Source organism: Gimesia benthica, assembly GCF_009720525.1.
GTDB classification, from domain to species: domain Bacteria; phylum Planctomycetota; class Planctomycetia; order Planctomycetales; family Planctomycetaceae; genus Gimesia; species Gimesia benthica.
In genome coordinates, this window is record NZ_CP043930.1 from 5,857,134 (window position 1) to 5,874,206 (window position 17,073).

Here is a 17,073-nt window from a genome sequence, read left to right on the forward strand (position 1 = left end):
GTCCCGCATTTCCCGCTGATTTTCAACTCGGCATCGCAAGAAATGGCGGCCGAGCCTGTTTTTTTGAAATCCTCAGCGATGTTGTGACACGATGTTGCTAAAAATCAACACGGTTGAGTGGTTGTGGCAACTTTGTGGAGGGGAATGCTTGAGGGGGGAGTGAACCGGCGGTAATGGAATACTATTCAGTATCTGGGGCTGATTTTGTATTCGACTTTTTTTATGTGTAGTACGCGTGAGCTGCGACCTCGTGTTCGCTGCGCTCGGCCCGAATTGCATTCGGGCCTACCCGGGATTGAAATATTGATATGCATTCGGGCGGGCTCAGTCTGCGGGGACGCAGCGGTTGTTGGCCCAGTGGCGGAGTTCGGCGATGCGTTCGCGCATGACGACGGCCAGGGGACGGGTTTTCTGAATTTCGGAGGCGATGTGGCGGTCTTCCAGTTCCGCGTTTTCGGAGAACGCGGCGAAGAGGCCCGACATCACTGCCTGTTCCAGTTCCGAGCCGGTAAAGTCGTCGGCCATTGCGGCCAGGGAGCGGAGGTCGTACTGGTCCGAGTCTCGCTTGCGGCGTTGTATGTGGATCTTGAGAATCTGTTCCCGGGAGGCCGCGTTAGGGAGATCGACGAAGAAGACTTCATCGAAGCGGCCTTTGCGCATCAGTTCGGGAGGCAGCGCCGAGATGTCGTTCGCGGTGGCGATGATGAAAATCGGATGGCGATGGTCCTGCATCCAGGCGAGCAGGGTGCCGAACATACGTTTGGACAGGCCGCCATCGGATGAGGAGGCCGATGCGGAAGCGAACGCTTTCTCAATCTCATCGATCCAGAGAATTACGGGGGCCATTGATTCGGCCTGCGAGAGTGCCTGCCGGAGCTGGCTTTCACTTTCGCCGATGAATTTCTGATAGAGCATGCCCGGATCGAGTCGGAGCAGGGGCATGTTCCAGTCGGAAGCGACCATTTTGGCGCAGAGACTTTTGCCGGAACCGGGGACGCCGAGCATAAGCACGCCGCGGGGAGGTTCGATGCCGAACTCCTGTGCCTGGCGGGTGAAGCCGCCGCGACGCAGTTTGAGCCAGTCCTTGAGTTTGCTGAGACCGCCAACTTCTTCCGGTTTGACATCGACGGCGATTGCTTCCAGGCAGCCTGTGGAGCCGAGGAGTGTGCGTTTGGCTTCGATGACATGTGGCAGATCGTTGGCGTTGAGGTCGTTGTCCTGCAGGATGGCGGAACTGATGACCCGTTCGACTTCGCTGCAACTGAGCCCGCGGAGTGTGAGCACCAGTTGTTCCATTTCATGGCGGGTCAGGCGGGCCGTGATTTCGGAATCGCTCTCGCGCTTGATGCGGTTATAGGTCTGCTTGATGACTGCGGAGAGTTCGTCGGCGTCGGGCCAGCCGATTTCGTAGCGGACGGTGAAGCGTTTAATTTCATCGGGGAGTGGGAAGGCATCGACGAGGATGAATGTCGATTTTTTGTCGTGGCAGGTCTGCATCAGGTCGCGGAGCATGCGGTTGACGACGCTGTCACGACAGTAGGCGCCGAGGTCTTTGAAGAGGATGATGTCGGCATCGGTGTTCTGGTGGATGAAGCTCAGTGCCTGTTCCGGTTTCCCGCCGGGGACGAGTGCCGGCTTCAGTTTGCCATGATCCGATTTGCAGAGCCCGCTGGTGGCAGACCATTCGTAGAGTGTCATCTTCAGACCGCGGGCGACTTTCTGGACGACTTCCAGAGCCCGTTGTTCATCCAGCGTTTCGATGGAGATGAAAGGATTTCCCGAACGGATTAGCAGTTCCAGCGTGTTCGACATGTGATTGCTTCCTCTGCAGACTGATGACCTGGGCGTAGTAACGGTATCCCGGCAGCTTTGGATCAATGTTTAACGCGACTTTTTGAGGAGTTTCTCAAACTGTTTCCAGGTTTTCGTATTGGCGACATCTTTTTTCGTCAGTCCGGCACGGCGGGCCTGGTAGACGCCGTACTGCATCACATCCAGTCCGCCGACGCTGTGGGCATCGGTGTTGATAACAATCGGAATTCCGAGTTCTTTGGCGCGGGCGGCGTGAATGTCGTCGATATCGAGTCGCATGGGATGGGCATTGATCTCCAGCATGACGCCGTGGTCAGCGGCGGCTTTGAGGATCTCGCCGTAGTTGAGGTCGGCTCCCGGGCGTTTGCCGATCAGGCGACCGGAGAGATGCCCCAGAATGGAGACATGCGGATTTTGAATCGCGTTGAGCAGGCGTTTGTTAATCTGGTCCTGTGGCTGTTTGAGTCCATAGTGCAGGACGGCGATGACCCAGTCGGCTTCACTGAGCACGTCATCGGGGAGGTCCATGGTGCCGTCTTCGAGGATGTCGCATTCGATGCCTTTCAGGATCTGAATGTCGGGGACCTTCTGCTGAACCTTGTCGATTTCTTTCCAGTGGGCCCGCAGCCGCTTCGCATCAAGGCCGTTGGCCATCGTGACCCGCTTGGAGTGATCGGTGATGGCGATGTACTGATAGCCTTTGGCGAGCGCTCCCTCTGCCATTTCCTGAATCGAGGCTTTGCCGTCCGTGGCGGTGGTGTGCATGTGCAGATCGCCGCGGATCTGTTTGAGTTCGATCAACTCGGGCAGTTCGTTGTTTTCGGCTGCGGTGAACTCCATGCGATTCTCGCGGATTTCGGGCGGGATCCAGGGGAGGTCGAGCGATTTGTAAACCTCTTCCTCGGTTTTGCCCGAGACGAGTTTGTCTTTTTTGAAGAGCCCGTATTCGTTGAGTTTGAGCCCGCGATCCTGGGAGCGGCGGCGGAGGACGATGTTGTGTTCCTTGGAGCCCGTGAAGTAGAGCAGGGCGGCGCCGTAGGATTCCTCGGGGACCACACGCAGGTCGAGCTCCAGTCCGGAATTAAGCCGCACACGCTGCTTGGTATCACCGCGAGCGAGGACCTTGCTGACCAGTTCATGATCGGCGAGGGCATCCATGACTTCGTCTGGTTCGCTGGACGTGACGAGAATATCGAGATCACCCACGGTCTCCTTGCGACGACGACAGCTGCCTGCTTCAGAGATGTGCTGTACGGAGTCGAGCTGGCCGAGATCGGCGATGATCGCGTCGGACTGAGCCTTGGCTTCCGCGAGCCGGACGCGGTCACCGATCTGGTTCAGCTGTTCCAGACCTTCGAGGATGATCTGTTCCGTTTTCTTGCCGAAGCCTTTCTGTTCGGCGATGACGCCGTTCTCGGCAGCCGCCTTGAGATCGTCGAGCGAATGGATGTTGAGTTCGGAAAAGAGGAAGGCGACTTTCTTGGGACCGATGCCGGGGATATCCAGCATGCGGACGACGTCCGGGGGAATCTGTTCTTTGAGCTCTTCGAGTTGCGGCAGTGTGGATGATTCCACGATGGTCTGAATTTTTTCGGCGAGGTCTTTGCCGATGCCCGGGAGTTCCTGCAGTTCTTTGGGATCGTTGTGGACGATCTCCTGGATCGAGTCGGGCAGGCCGGAGATGGTGCGGGCTGCATTACGATAGGCCCGGAGGCGAAAGGGGTTGGCTCCCTGAATTTCCAGGAGGTCGGCAAGTTCCTCAAACTGACGGGCGATTTCAGCGTTTTGCATGTTCCGAATCCGGATGAAGGTCGTAAATGATGTGCGGGTTTCTCTCCTGTTACAATAACGTGACCGGCGCATAAAAAAAGTGCAAGGCGGTGAAGCACTTGCACTTTGTAAAAGTCGGTTGATGTCAGCCGTTATTTGCCGGTGTTAGTTGCTGGCAACTTTGGCGGTGTCATCGATGGCATACCAGCCTGAGTTCGAAGGAACATCCTGCTTGGCGATCTTTGGTGCAGAGAAGTGAGCACGGATTGTCAGGCGATCTGCCCGTGGTGCTGACTCCCAGGTGATCTTCTGATCGAGATTCAGAGGACGCACACGCAGAGGAGGCAGGTGGTTGGTTTCCTGTTCCGCTTTCGGGGCTTTCTTCTCCGGCTGAGTTGTCGGAGCGGCCTGTTTCTGCGGGATAGTTGTTTTGGGCAGTTTGCCATCCGGAGTCGGCTTGAAGGCCTTGTTGTCCGGAGAACCGAACAGATCGTCGTCCGATTTTTTCTCAGGGCCAAAGCCGGGCTGAGAAGGCTCGGTACCGAAATTCGGCTGTGCGGGAGGATTGCTGCTGCCCGGCATGGGAGACTCAGTGGCGTCCCGTTTCAGCGGTTCTTTGAAGAGGTCTTCTGCTTCATTGCCCGGCATGGGAGTATCCATGGGAGTTTTACGATCGTAACGACGTTCACCGAAGCCGGAATCTTCCACGTTGCCGCCGGGGTTGCCAGGATTCATGGGCTCTTCGGCGTAGGTTTTGGGTGAGGTGCTTTCAATTTCACGGGGTTCCGGAACCTTGGCACCGTTGGTGTTATTGTTGGGTTCAGGAGTCGGTGTGCTGGCACTGGCCGGAGGATAGGAGACGCCACAGTTGCCTGTGCTGCATCCGCCCATGCCACAGGCGCCGGTTGAGCAGCCACCCATTCCACAAGGGGAACAGCAGCCTGCAGCAGGACCGTAGCCGACAGTGGACGCATACATGTTGCCGCCGCCATTAAAGTTGCGGTAGCTGACGCCGACAGCCTGCGGGTTGTTGATCAGGTACCAGCGATAAGCGGCGCGCGAGCTGCGACGTGCTGCAGCACGGCTGGTGCCGCCGTAGTAGCTGGTGTAACCGTAACCGGCGTTGGGGGCACAGCTGTTGCAGGAACCCGTCATGCCGTAACCGCCGTAATTGGTCGTGTAAGGAGCGGGTGCATATCCGGCTCCGTAGTACATCGGACCATTGCGGCTGGGACCAAAAATGGCGTTGTAGGTCCAGGGAATAATCCCGGCAGAAGATTCAGGAATAGAAACCAGACTGACCGCCAGCAGACAGCCGGCCGTCAGACACACTTTTTTCAGATTCACTTTTTTGGAAAGACTCATCATCCATTCGACCTTTTTAAAATCGAGCCACACTGTTGCACGACCAGGGGCAGAAAGCCATGCCGAAAGAAGACGTAGTCCATCACGCCAGTTTCTCTAAAGTTCCAATTGTATCGAAAGTTTCGAGTAGCTAATCCTTTAGTTACCCTGTTGTACCCTGCCAATCGTGCCGATGTCAATGATTGTGATCGCTACGCGGGTCGGATCAACTAAGTTTTTGCGCGATGATTTATAATGATTCGCGAATGTCACTATTTTATCTAAACTGCAAAGTTGCGTGATCAAACATGTTCCGTAGGAGATAACGCGCTCAGGGGTCTTCTGAAGCGTGTCTGGCATTAACGGATTTGGATAAGTTGATGTGAGAAAAAAACTTATCGAAATCTCGGTTCCCTCCTTACTGGAGCAGTGAGCGGAGAGGAACCTTTCCGGCGCGCCGGTGCCGTTTCGAGGTGAGTTCCTCTACCCGGAATCGGCGGAAAATGGTAACTTGCGCAGTCGGCGACCGGTCGAGGCAGGGGTTATGGGCTGATTCCTGTTTGCGAAACTGGATGTGATGTACTGGTCCGTCGGTCAACGAGTGAAATGGATTTCATGCGTGGCTTTTCTGAAAACCTGTTCTCACTGGGCAGAGCGTTGTCGTCTCTGAGTCAGAGAGGGTGCGTCCCGGGAATGTGCTGCTGGTTGTGTCTCTTGATGCTGACCGGTCCGGGTTGCTCTTCCTGGAAACAGAAGATGGCGATGCGGGATTCGGAATCGCAGGAGCTGGTGGAACAGGTTCGCGTGGCGACCGAGAGTGGTCGCCAGGAGCAGGCAGCGGAGCTGTTGAAACGGGCGGTGGCCAACAACCCGAACAATGCGGCAGTGCGACAGCAGCTCTCCGAGTTTCTGATTGCCAACGGTTATTCGGAAGAAGCCATCCAGCAGTTGCAGCGGACGACTGTGCTGGACCCCGACGATCCCCGGCCTTACATCGATCTGTCATATCTGCTGTATGAGAAGAAGCAGTATACCGACGCGCTCAAGAACCTGGAGCTGGGGCTGAACCTGGATCCGACCAACATCCGGGCCCTGATTTTAAAGGGCGAACTGGAAGAGCTGGCCGGTCTGAACGGGACGGCGATCGAGACTTATCACCGTGTATTACAGGTCGATCCTTACAACATCGTTTCCCGTTTGAAGCTGGCGTCGCTGGAAATCAAGATGGGCGAGCATAACCGGGCAACACCAATCCTGCGGCCGATCTGTCATAACAACAGTGCGACCATCGATCAACGGGCCGAGGCGCAATGGCTGCTGGGGATTGCTTATGGAGCCGACCGTCGGTGGAGTGATTCGGTCGCTTCGCTGGAGGAGTCACTAAAGAATCGTAAGGATGTCACTGCCGATGACTGGTATCGCGTGGCTTATGCCTGTCTGCAGGACGGCCAGATGGAGAAGGTGTATCCGGCCGTGACGCAGGCGTTGACCCTGAATCCGATGCATACCGAGACCAATCGCCTGTCACATTTTCTGACCCAGCAGAATCAGCCTACGCAGATCCAGCAGGCCTCTATGTATACACCTCTGCAACAGCCGGGCTTCATTCGCCAGGCACCACAGCCAATTCCCATTCAAACCCTGACGCCTCCTCAAGGCTGGGAGTGGGCTGCGCGCGGACCTGAAGCGTCGGATCTGCTGCCACTGCAATAGACGGGCGGCGTATGGGTGACGCTGTGAATGCATGGCAGAGGGCACCCTGTTCAGTGTGATACGTCAACTGTCGGCCTGATCCGCGTTGATGGGGTGAGAAATGGCCCGGAGTGTCTGGAAATGGTTTTCGCCGTAAAATCAGTAGGAATCAGCATCTAAAGCGATAAAACAGGTCCGTTTATCGAATTTTGACACTTGAAAAAAGAATCAGGCGGACTAAATGATATAATGGCAAGGTTTTGCTATAGTAATCGGCAGCACCTGAATCCCATTAAGAACAGAATAATCTTTAGTGAACTCGACGTTTCACCTGAGACTGGATGATGAAAGACGTTTGCATGTTTGAATTTGTATCCGATGTACTGAACCTCAAGCAGATGGATTCTGCAGAGCAAGGCAGACAACCGCTTTCTTCTGCTGGTGCAGGTGTGGTACCCATCTCTCGAGTTTTACCTGACATTGCCAACGAATCGGAACCGCATATCGGGGGGACCCTGGATCGGGTGGGGATGTCGGGCGTCGAACTGGTGCTGCGTCTGCGGGATGCCGCCGGTGAAGTCTTCCGGACCCCGGCACGGGCCGATGCCGCCGTCAGTCTGGACAACGAACGTGTGAAAGGCATTCACATGTCGCGTCTGTTCCTGAGCCTGAACAATCGGCTGGCAGATGCGGAACTGTCGATGCCTGTGGTCAACGAGATCCTGCAGGACTTCGTCAAGACGCACGCCGACATGAGTTCAAACAGTTACCTGACCCTCAAGTACGAGCATTCGATGAGGCGACCCGCGCTGCTTTCCGATCATGCCGGCTGGCGGGCGTATCCGGTGACGATTCAGAGTGCTTACCAGCAGGGCAAATTCCGCCATCAACTGACGGTGCAGCTGACTTACTCCAGTGCCTGCCCCTGTTCGGCCGCGCTGTCACGTCAGCTGATCCAGCAGGCGTTCGAACGGTCCTTCGGCGACCGGAGCGAGTTGTCGCACGATGAGATCTTCGAATGGCTGGGCACGCCGGACGCGATTCTGGCAGTTCCTCACAGCCAGCGCAGTCATGCTGACGTGACTGTGGAACTGGAAGAGGGAGTGGACGATTTCCCGATCGAAACGCTGATCGATTACCTGGAACGGGTGATTGCGACTCCGGTGCAGACCGCAGTCAAACGCGAAGACGAGCAGGAGTTCGCGCGACTGAATGGTGCGAACCTGATGTTCTGCGAAGATGCGGCCCGCAAACTGAAAGCGGCATTGAATGAGTACGAAGGCGTGAAAGACTTCCGCGTGGAGATCAATCACCTGGAGAGCCTGCATCCGCACGATGCTTCGGCTGTGGCGAGTGGATCGCGGTCCTGATTCCACTGGATGATCCTGTTGCGTTCAGGCCCGCTCAGCAAGCGGGCCTTTTTTACATAGACAGCCATATCTGCTGGTGGCGAGGGCTTTTCTATTTTCGCGAGAGTGCCGACTTTTTTGCGCTTCCTTCTTGCGTCTGGTCACGGCATTCAATAACTTAATTTTATTAAAGAAAATACTTTTGTCAGGCCCGTACGCGGGCTGTGAGCAGCACATGGCCGGGGCTCGGGGCTTTGGAAATGTGCTCCAGTTCAGGAAAGCGCAAACATGGTTTTGAAACGACTCCTCTCGATCACCTGTGTCTGTCTGGCTGCTGTCTGTACCGTGGGAGCAGAGGCAGGGGACAAAGTGGTCACGCCGAAAGATGGTGTGATTCATCTGTTTAACGGCAAGAACCTGGACGGACTGTATGTCTGGAACCGGGGAACCGAATATGAAGATCCCAAGAACATTTTCACGGTCAAAGACGGCATGCTGCACATTCTGGGTGACGGCTATGGCGGCCTGATCACCAAGAAAGATTACCGCGATTACCATATGGTCATCGAATTCAAATGGGGCGGTAAGACCTGGGGTAAACGGGAAGACCGTGCCCGCGATTCCGGCGTGCTGATTCACTGTCATGGTCCGGACGGTGGTTATGGCAATACCTGGATGGCATCCATCGAAGCCCAGATCATCGAAGGTGGCGTGGGCGATATCCTGGTGCTGACCGGTAAAGATCCCAAGACAGGCGAAACACTGCCGACTTCGCTGACGACCAGGATCAAAAAAGACCGTGACGGCGAAAAGGTCTGGGACAAAGATGGCGAAGAGATCACCCTCAGCTCCGGCCGGATCAACTGGTGGGGCCGTGACCCTGACTGGGCTGACAAAGTCGGTTTCCGTGGTAAAGACGACGTCGAAAGCGAATTCGGCGAATGGACCCGGATGGACGTCATCTGCGACGGCGGCAAGATCAAGTACCTGGTCAACGGTGTGGTCGTGAATGCCGGCTACAATGCCAAGCCCGATCATGGCAAGCTGCTGGTGCAGACCGAAATGGCGGAAATGTGGGTTCGTAAATGGGACCTGTATCCGCTGGGTAAAGCACCCGCGTATAAGAAAGACAAGAAATAAGTTCACTCACTAGTGAATTGAGCCCTGCTCTGGGGATGACCGGAGCAGGGCTTTTTTTGTGCGCTGGTGAGAAGTGAGTGGTTCCGGATTTTCATCTGCAGGTGGCGGGTGAATATGCGTATGATGCGCTGGTGATCATAGCTGGTTTCCTGGTGGTCAGGTCAGGTGTGGTCCCTGCATGTTTACTTTATTGCTGTATTGAATGGGGGCGCTGTCGAACCGGATTTACTTTGATGAACGCAACACTGTCCGTTTCCTGCTCGCTGCGCTCGGCCCGAATTACATTCGGGCCCACCCGGCATTTTGAGGGGAAGGGAGATCGTGGCTGGAACTGGGATCGGAGTCGACCTTTATTACCTGCGGCTTGCGTCTTGCCGCTCAGGGGGAGGATGTATATGGGAATCCATGGGAAGCAGAAAGGCGTGGATTGTCGCCAGGCAGTAGGACACATGAGTCTGACCCTACATCTATTTTTATATCTCGGTTTGATACATCTTCGTGATTGGCAGCTGGAGGACAAGACAGAATTTTGTCCCGATGTGACCGGATTTTGTCCTGGTGTGTCCGGGATTTTGTCCTTATTCGGCCGGGGTTTGTCCTGGTCTGCCCTGAACAGGGGAGGGAGAACATGGCGAACTGGTGCGATGGGTTTCGGTGAACAGCCGGTGAAAAGCGACGGGGATTCAGGTGGAATTGCGTCAGTGGTTCGGGCTGTTCCAGTGCACGCAGACCCGCCTCGCGCGCGAGCCAGAAGGGAACCAGCATACGATTCGGGGCGGGTGAATCAAGTTCAGTTTATTCAGGTAGCAGGGCCGCAGGGAGGGGATATGATCAGTGTCGGGATCAGCAGGGATAGATGGCAGGCGCATAAAAAACGCCGGTCTGTGTTGTTGTGTGACAGACCGGCGGGGGAATTATTTCTTCATAGCGACTTCGGAGTCGTCGGTCATGGCGAGTTCGGGGATTTCGTCCTGCATGACAGTAAACATCTCGGCGACTTCGGGTTTGAAGACGTCGCCGATGAGGATGTCGACGAGGTTGGTTTTGAACTGCGGGTATTGTCTGAGGAAGCTACCGAAACTGAAGCCGGGGGTGTAGAAGGCATAAACCAGTTTACGGAAGTTCTCGACACCGGCGCGATAGCCGGGGTACCACTGGCTGAGTCGTTCTACGGAGAAGTCGTCGGCTTCGAAGGCTTCGTTAATGGTGTCGGCGACGAGTTCACCCGATTTGAGGGCCAGGAAGACGCCGCTGGAGTAGACAGGATCGATGAAGCCGAGCGCGTCGCCGGCGAGCATCCAACCCGGTCCAACCGGTTGCGAAGAATGGTAGGAGAAATCCTTCGTCGTCATGAATTCGGTGTCGGGTTGGGCATTCTCCAAGCGACGTTTGATGGCCGAGCAGCGTTCGACTTCCTGCCAGAAGATGTCTTCACTGGTGCCCCGATCTTTGGCGAACATGTAGTTCATATCGCCGGTACAGCCGACGCTGACGACGTTGTCGGGGAGCGGAATATACCAGAACCAGGAGTGTTTGCCTTCGGTCTGCAGGATGATGGTGGCGCCTTCGTCGATGCCTTCATCCCGGTGGGCATTCTTGAAGTGAGCCCAGACGGTTCCCTTGCGGAGTACTGGATCAGCCTGCTTGAGCTTGAGCCGGTTGACGATGAAGGCGGACTGTCCGCTGGTATCGACGACGAGTTTGGCTTTGATCTCGCGGGTTTCCTGGTTGGGGAACTTCACCCGGACGCCGGTAACCTGTTCGCCTTCGGTGAGCAGATCCAGAACCTGGGTGCCGGTGCGAATGGTGGCTCCCTGTTTCTGTGCATTGTCGGCGAGCATCTGATCGAACTCGGCGCGGAGGACCTGCCAGGTCTGCGAGCTTTCGTGGTCTTTGTATTCGTGGAAGTAGAAGGGCATGGTTTCGACACCTTCATCGGTGACGAACTGCACGCTGAATTTTTTGGGGAAAGCGGTCTGCTTGAGTTGTTCGATCAGCCCCAGTCGTTTGAGGGACCAGTAGGTCTCCGGAATAAGCGATTCGCCGACGTGAAAGCGGGGGAAGTGAGCACGGTCGACGATCAGAGTTTTACGCCCCTGTTCGGCGAGCAGGGCTCCTGTACCGGTGCCGGCAGGGCCGGCCCCGATGATGATCACGTCATATTCGGTTTCGATTTCAGGCTGTTCTGTTGTACTCGAATCAATCATGGAAAGCCTTTGTCTCTACAGTTGAAAGGACCGTCTTGTGTTGTGAGCTAAGGAGTTATAGCAGTGGAGCCGAAACTTCCAAGAGGTCAATTGCGGGTTGCTGATTACAAAAAATGGTCGCCAGGCGTCCATAGGTTACCTGGCCGGGTTCAATGTGCATGACATTGGCGAGCCCCGGTCCGGCGGTGATACGGAGGACGGCACCTAAGTCTACGTGTCGTAATACATTATGATTGATCAATACGCGTCCCAGAGGGATCTGGCCTGCGAGGATTTCGTCCTTTACGGCCTGGGTGACATAGTCGAAATTGAACCGCACGATGCCGAACTGGACCACCTGTTCGGTGCCTGTTTTGACGAGCAGGATTTTGCGGCTGTATACATTTTCATCGAGTCTCTGATCCAGCACGATGACGTCGACGGGGGATTTGTGATATTCCTCCATGGAGATGGTCATGTGGTGGTAATGAGCGAGCAGGGACTTGTAAGGCTCAGGAGTGGTCGCGGAAGAAACGTGTTCGGCCCGTTCGAACAATCGTTGTTCGTTCGGGAACAGTTTAACAAGTGCATCGAGTTCGTCTTGTGGGTTCACTTGGTCATAACTTCTTTAATTCAGGGGAGGGTCAGTGTGAGAGAACAGGGATCCGGAGATCCGCTGCTTAGGTGTATCTTACCATGCGGTGTTCCGGTTCGAAATACTCCGTCAGCAGGCTGTCGACCTGCAGGATGCCTTTGCGGGTCAGTTCGACCTGGGAATCATCATAATTCAGGTAGCCCGCTTTCTGCTGGTTCTGGAGTGCTTCGGAGAATTCTTCCGTGAGATTGACGCCGAACTTGTCCATGAAGGGTTGGGTACGGACGCGTCCTTCTTTGAGTTGCAGGATGAATTCGCGGATGAGCCGCTGGTGTTCGGTGGGTTCCAATGCGCGGTTCACGGGAAGCTTGCCGCTTTCCACGGTTTCGAGATAGTCTTCCAGTCGATCGAGGTTCTGATAATGTACGCCCTGCATGTGACCGAACGAAGAGACCCCGGTGGCGATGATGTCGTTGCCGCGGAACAGATTGTCGCGGTAGACGAAGCGATCTGTTTCGGGGTTTTTGACGAGTTCGTTTCCGCTGGCGAGGTGGTAGCCTTTACCCTGCAGGGTTTCGATGGCCTCGTTCATCCAGCGTCGTTTGGTTTTCCAGTCGGCGATGGGGGAGTCGATGCCCATCTCTTTCATCTCTTTGGAGATGATTGTGTTGTGAGGGAGTTCCATCTGGTAGATGGTGATGTTATCCGGATTGAACTCAGCGGCTTTTTCGACGGCGTCCGACCAGTTGTCATCGGTCTCACCCATCATGCCGGCGATGAGGTCGATGTTGACCTGGGGGAAGCCAACCTGCTGGATCCAGTCATAAGCTTTATAGACTTCCGGGGTAAGGTGCGCACGACCGTTGGCTTCGAGCAGTTTGTCGTTGAAGCTCTCGACGCCGAGCGAGATGCGGGTGATGCCGATTTCTTTGAGGGTTTTAACTTTTTCCAGGTTGAGGGTTCCCGGTTCGCATTCGAAGGTGACTTCCTGAGCGGTTTCCCAGTTGAGCAGGCTGGAGAGGCGATCGCGGACCGAGAGGAGTTGTTTGGAACTCAGGTAAGACGGAGTTCCACCTCCGAAGTAGGTGAAGTCGAGGGTGCGACCCTTGATGGCTTCGACCTGGCTGAGCATTTCGAACTCGTTCTGCAGTGCCTGAACGTAGCGTTCGATGGTTTTGGCATTCTGTTTTTCGTAGACGCGGAAGTAGCAGAATTTACAGCGTTTACGACAGAAGGGGATATGGATATAGAGCCCCATGGGAATGCTGGTATCGGGGGGCTGGTGCAGGACTTCCTGGATACGGGTAACGTATTCCTGCCTCCACTGCGAAAAAGGGGGATAGTTGGAGATAAAGTAACTGCCGATTTCGGTAGTGCCTGTTGTTTCCAGATCCATAATGCTCTCAACGTGTTTTCTGTGTCGTTCAGCAAACCGATGTTGCCACCGGTTTTGATGATAATTGACGGGTATTTCTTATTGTCACTTCTTTCCGAAACAATACAAGGCGCCATTTCGGGATTCTGTGCCGATGATCAGATGTCCCTGGCCAATGGCCGGGGAAGCTGTGATATCGTCTCCTAAGTTCTTTTTCCAGAGGTTCTTACCATTTTTCAGATCGAACTCATACAGGTTACCATCCGAAGAACCGACGAAGACGCGGTCGCCGACAATTACCGGAGAACTGTCGACACGTCCCCGTGTCATGAATTTCCAGATGGGTTTTCCGGTTTTGCGTTCGACGCAGTGAACCTGTTTATCGCGGCCCCCGGCGACGACGTGCGTCTCGGTGATGGCGGCGGAGGAGTGGTAGGGATACTCTTTTTTGGGATCTTTATAACGCCAGTCGACTTTCGAGTCTTTCCAGTCGACGGCGATGATCTCGCTGGCATAGGTGCCGACGTAGAGGTCATCTTCCCAGATCGCAGGCGAGGCAATCAGGTAGGTCATCAATGGCATCTGGCTGTGCTGCTTGCCGGTATCAATATCGATCACGCGGAGCTGTTCGTCACAGCCGGTGACGAAGGTGAAGTGATCGACAATCGCGGGGGAGCAGTTCACGTAGCCGTCGGTCTCAAATTTCCAGGCGAGGGAACCATCTTTGACGTTGAGGCAGTAGAGGAAATTATCGTAGCTGCCGAACAGAATTTTATCGCCGGTGATGTTGGCGCTGCTGATGATTTCGGCGTCGGTTTTGAAGGTCCAGAGTTGTTTGCCTGTCGCGGGGTGGAGGGCGTGAAAGACGCCGTCTTCATCGCCGATGTAAACACCGTCGGCGGTGACCAGGGGCGAGGACTTGAAACCCGGGGCGAATTTTTTCGGGTCGCGATCTTCAATCGAACGATATTTCCAGACCGGCTTTCCGGTTTTGAGTTCGAGGCATTCCACGAAGCCGTTGAGGCCGGCCATGTAGACTTTGTCGCCCACGATGGCAGCGGTGGAAGCGATGCCGTCGGACGAGGGGTATTCCCAGAGCAGTTCGAGTTTCTCGGGGAGCGTGGTTTTCGCGACGCCCTGCTGCAGGTTCCCGTTACGGAACGAGGGCCAGTCTTCCGGGTTGGCCTGTGGCGCAGGAACCGCGGAGGCATCTGCTTTGGCGGCCGGTTTGTTTTCCGCGGGTTTCTCAGCAGCAGACAGAGACAGACTGAATGCGAACAGACAGAGTGCTGCGGCTGCGATCCGGGAAGGGAGGTGTTTCGATTGATTTCGCTTTAGTACGCGCATTCATACAATTCCCGTAAAGAGGACTGATCGACGGGGCGGGGGTTGAAGTTCCCTGTCCACTGCCGGGAGGCTTCTTCGGCCAGCTGATCGAACAGGCCGGTGTCGACTTCACATTCAGTGAGTGTGGTCGGGGCTCCGGCTAATGAAACAAGGGACTGGATGTGTTCGGCCAGCAGACCCGGGCCCGCTGGATCGTGTGGGTCACAGAGACCGATGTCGGATGCGAGCTGCGAGTAATGCTCGCCGACCAGTTCCGCATTGAAACGGATTACATGAGGGAGCATGATGCCGATGGCGACGCCGTGTGTGAGACCAAAATGTGCTGAGAGAGGGTTCGCGAGTGCGTGTGTGGCACCGAGCATCGAATTTTCGATGGCGGCTCCGGCGAAGTGGGCTCCCAGCTGCATATTGCCGCGGGCGGTGAGGTCATCAGGGGTATTGAGAACCTGGGGGAAACTATGAGCGAGCAGAGACCAGGCGCGACGGCTGAAGAGTCGCGAGATTTCATTGCGGGGTTTGGTGACGTATGTTTCGAGTGCGTGGCTCAGGGCATCGATGCCGGTGACGTGGGTGACCGAGCGGGGCATGGTCAGCGTGAGTTCGGGATCGAGGATGGCGACTCGGCAGGCGGCCTTTTTGTCGCCGCAGGCCATCTTCATGTGTGTTTCGGGATGGGCGATGACGGCGAACGACTGGGCTTCACTGCCTGTACCGGCGGTAGTGGGGACTGCGATCAGGGGAGCATTGGTTTCGAGGCTTTGCCGACTCCCCAGTAGTCTTCCATTTTGCCGCCGTTGGTGAGCAGGAAGTTAATGCCCTTGGCACAATCCATACTGCTGCCGCCTCCGAGGCCGACGATCAGATCGATGGGTTGCTGACGGGCGACGGCCAGTCCGCGTTCGACGTCTTCGGTAGTAGGGTTGGCGTGAACGTCGTCGAAGATGGTGATTTTGACGCCTGCCTGTTCGAGCGAGGCGACGCCGCGGGCTTCGTGTCCGGCTTCCGCGAGACCTTTATCGGTGACCAGCAGCACATGTTTTGCGCCCTGTTCGACGGCGAGTTCCCCCAACCGGCTCAGAGTTCCCCCACCAAAGACGATTCTGGTGCGGGGCTGATAGTCAAAGGCAGAAAGTGAGGCTCCTTCTCCCTGATCCGTTTTCAGTTTGGTTGAAGATTTCGAATCCATGACGCCGAGGTTTTCCTTACTCTTTCGATCCGTTGATCAGGCTGAATGATGATTCACGCTGGCGGGTGTTCCAGTTCGAATCCGTTTTGCTGTGCGGGGACAGGCATGCGAAGTCGTCTGTTTCGTCTGGTGAGATAAATCAGGCAGGTTTGATTGGGGCGCGCAATATCCAACGCTGGTAATCCATTCCCTTCCGTAATAAACACCGTAGAGCGCTCACTGGCATCGTTCCATTTCAACACCGTACGTGTCTACTGTTCTAATTCTGATCAAACTGACCGGGAATTTCCAGTAGTCAGCACTGATTTATAGGCGGTTCGCCCGTCTTAAGCGATGTTTAAATCCCAGTTTAGGGAAATCTCAGTCTAAATACAGCCTGTTATTATGGATATAAACTTCGACGGCCCGCGGGGTCATGTAGCGGACACTTTTGTTTTCGCGAACCCGCTGACGGATGTCGGTAGAGGAGAGATCGATGCCGGGCATGGTGACCCAGGAGATTTTGGTGATGACCGTCTCGCCGAGCTTGTCTGTCAGATTGCCGAGGTCTGGTAAACTAATGTTAGGGCGATTGACGCCGATCAGGTGTGCCTGCTCCAGAATCGCTTCCGGCTCGCGCCAGGTATGGAAGTCGCGAACAGAGTCGGCTCCGATGATCAGGAAAAAGTCGTTTGTGGGGTGGGATTCCTTGAGTTGTTGTAGCGTATCGACTGTGTAGCTGGGACCGTCGCGGTGCAGTTCGAGATCCTGAATGACGAAGCTGGGGTTGCCGGCGATCGCGAACTCCAGCATTTCGCGACGCTGTTTCCCGGCTGTGATGCCGGTTGTTTCCTTGTGTGGGGGAGAACCGGCGGGGATCAGCCAGACTTCATCCAGGGCAGCCTGTTCGCGGCACTGTTCAGCGAGGAGCAGGTGACCGTTATGGATGGGATCGAAGGTTCCTCCAAAAATTCCAATACGCATCTGTGAATCATTTCTATCTATCAGCGGAGGCTTTCAGCAGAGGAGCTGAGTGAGCAGGGGGCATCACTGAAAGAATCTTTTGTATCGAATGCTCGATAGTCGAGTTTGTTTGTTGAGTTACTGCTGTCAAAGAGTTACAAAACGATTTGACCTTTTCCCTAGTATATCCTGCTGGCTGTATGAGTAAACCGAAGCAACAGAGCCTGTTTGAAGATGAAGAGCTCCCCGAAAACCCGATGCCCTGGGAGCGGAATTCACAGAATCTGTATCTGGCACAAATCGTTCTGAATCGACCGGTGGACCGCGTGTTTCAT

The 17,073-nt window shown here is 55.3% G+C and carries 12 protein-coding genes and 1 pseudogene; 3 read left to right on the top strand and 10 right to left on the bottom strand.

Annotated elements, in window-relative coordinates; genetic code table 11:
- Positions 1-324 precede the first annotated feature (324 nt).
- The 3 genes from F1728_RS22755 to F1728_RS22765 all read right to left on the bottom strand — a co-directional run bounded on the left by F1728_RS22755 (position 325) and on the right by F1728_RS22765 (position 4,950).
- Positions 325-1,812 carry an AAA family ATPase gene (locus F1728_RS22755; RefSeq protein ID WP_155365991.1) on the bottom strand — a complete coding sequence of 496 codons (1,488 nt, stop codon included), beginning with the start codon at positions 1,810-1,812 and terminating at the stop codon, positions 325-327.
- Between the two features lie 69 nt (positions 1,813-1,881).
- Entirely contained in the window at positions 1,882-3,603 is a 1,722-nt protein-coding gene (gene polX, locus F1728_RS22760; RefSeq protein ID WP_155365992.1) for a DNA polymerase/3'-5' exonuclease PolX, read from the bottom strand.
- A 144-nt stretch (positions 3,604-3,747) separates the two neighbouring features.
- A complete protein-coding gene (locus F1728_RS22765; RefSeq protein ID WP_155365993.1) occupies positions 3,748-4,950 on the bottom strand; it encodes a hypothetical protein in 1,203 nt (400 codons plus the stop codon).
- 669 nt (positions 4,951-5,619) lie between these two features.
- Between F1728_RS22765 and F1728_RS22770 the strand changes: the two genes are divergently transcribed.
- The 3 genes from F1728_RS22770 to F1728_RS22780 all read left to right on the top strand — a co-directional run bounded on the left by F1728_RS22770 (position 5,620) and on the right by F1728_RS22780 (position 9,107).
- The gene (locus F1728_RS22770; RefSeq protein WP_187781930.1) at positions 5,620-6,639 is read left to right on the top strand and encodes a tetratricopeptide repeat protein; all 1,020 of its coding nucleotides are present in this window, start codon (positions 5,620-5,622) and stop codon (positions 6,637-6,639) included.
- 338 nt (positions 6,640-6,977) lie between these two features.
- Positions 6,978-7,988 carry a GTP cyclohydrolase FolE2 gene (gene folE2, locus F1728_RS22775; protein WP_155365995.1) on the top strand — a complete coding sequence of 337 codons (1,011 nt, stop codon included), beginning with the start codon at positions 6,978-6,980 and terminating at the stop codon, positions 7,986-7,988.
- Between the two features lie 267 nt (positions 7,989-8,255).
- Positions 8,256-9,107, top strand: coding sequence for a 3-keto-disaccharide hydrolase (locus F1728_RS22780; protein ID WP_155365996.1), 852 nt, complete (start codon positions 8,256-8,258; stop codon positions 9,105-9,107).
- A gap of 914 nt (positions 9,108-10,021) precedes the next feature.
- Here the strand turns inward: F1728_RS22780 and F1728_RS22785 are convergent.
- The 7 genes and pseudogenes from F1728_RS22785 to nadD form a co-directional block, all read right to left on the bottom strand.
- Entirely contained in the window at positions 10,022-11,314 is a 1,293-nt protein-coding gene (locus F1728_RS22785; RefSeq protein WP_155365997.1) for an NAD(P)/FAD-dependent oxidoreductase, read from the bottom strand.
- Between the two features lie 55 nt (positions 11,315-11,369).
- A complete protein-coding gene (locus F1728_RS22790; RefSeq protein WP_145189307.1) occupies positions 11,370-11,906 on the bottom strand; it encodes a hypothetical protein in 537 nt (178 codons plus the stop codon).
- 67 nt (positions 11,907-11,973) lie between these two features.
- Complete coding sequence (locus tag F1728_RS22795) at positions 11,974-13,284, bottom strand: coproporphyrinogen-III oxidase family protein (protein ID WP_145189304.1); 1,311 nt, start codon at positions 13,282-13,284, stop codon at positions 11,974-11,976.
- A gap of 84 nt (positions 13,285-13,368) precedes the next feature.
- Positions 13,369-14,610: an outer membrane protein assembly factor BamB family protein gene (locus F1728_RS22800; protein ID WP_155365998.1), complete on the bottom strand. Its 1,242-nt coding sequence runs from the start codon at positions 14,608-14,610 to the stop codon at positions 13,369-13,371.
- Positions 14,598-15,269 carry an iron-containing alcohol dehydrogenase gene (locus F1728_RS32840; RefSeq protein WP_449267415.1) on the bottom strand — a complete coding sequence of 224 codons (672 nt, stop codon included), beginning with the start codon at positions 15,267-15,269 and terminating at the stop codon, positions 14,598-14,600. Before F1728_RS32840 ends, F1728_RS22800 begins: the two co-directional genes overlap by 13 nt.
- A 3-nt stretch (positions 15,270-15,272) precedes the next feature.
- Positions 15,273-15,796 (bottom strand): annotated as a pseudogene (locus F1728_RS32845) (iron-containing alcohol dehydrogenase); the annotation flags it as partial.
- Positions 15,797-16,156: 360 nt separating this feature from the next.
- Positions 16,157-16,759, bottom strand: coding sequence for a nicotinate-nucleotide adenylyltransferase (nadD, locus tag F1728_RS22810; protein WP_155365999.1), 603 nt, complete (start codon positions 16,757-16,759; stop codon positions 16,157-16,159).
- Positions 16,760-17,073 lie beyond the last annotated feature (314 nt).

What these genes read in the sequence shown, in the direction of transcription:
- folE2 (WP_155365995.1), top strand. Translation starts at nt 6,978, where the DNA reads ATGTTTGAATTTGTATCCGATGTACTGAACCTCAAGCAGATGGATTCT.
- F1728_RS22800 (WP_155365998.1), bottom strand. Translation starts at nt 14,610, where the DNA reads ATGCGCGTACTAAAGCGAAATCAATCGAAACACCTCCCTTCCCGGATC.
- F1728_RS22765 (WP_155365993.1), bottom strand. Translation starts at nt 4,950, where the DNA reads ATGATGAGTCTTTCCAAAAAAGTGAATCTGAAAAAAGTGTGTCTGACG.
- F1728_RS22795 (WP_145189304.1), bottom strand. Translation starts at nt 13,284, where the DNA reads ATGGATCTGGAAACAACAGGCACTACCGAAATCGGCAGTTACTTTATC.
- F1728_RS22780 (WP_155365996.1), top strand. Translation starts at nt 8,256, where the DNA reads ATGGTTTTGAAACGACTCCTCTCGATCACCTGTGTCTGTCTGGCTGCT.
- nadD (WP_155365999.1), bottom strand. Translation starts at nt 16,759, where the DNA reads ATGCGTATTGGAATTTTTGGAGGAACCTTCGATCCCATCCATAACGGT.
- polX (WP_155365992.1), bottom strand. Translation starts at nt 3,603, where the DNA reads ATGCAAAACGCTGAAATCGCCCGTCAGTTTGAGGAACTTGCCGACCTC.
- F1728_RS22785 (WP_155365997.1), bottom strand. Translation starts at nt 11,314, where the DNA reads ATGATTGATTCGAGTACAACAGAACAGCCTGAAATCGAAACCGAATAT.
- F1728_RS22770 (WP_187781930.1), top strand. Translation starts at nt 5,620, where the DNA reads ATGTGCTGCTGGTTGTGTCTCTTGATGCTGACCGGTCCGGGTTGCTCT.
- F1728_RS32840 (WP_449267415.1), bottom strand. Translation starts at nt 15,269, where the DNA reads ATGAAGATGGCCTGCGGCGACAAAAAGGCCGCCTGCCGAGTCGCCATC.
- F1728_RS22755 (WP_155365991.1), bottom strand. Translation starts at nt 1,812, where the DNA reads ATGTCGAACACGCTGGAACTGCTAATCCGTTCGGGAAATCCTTTCATC.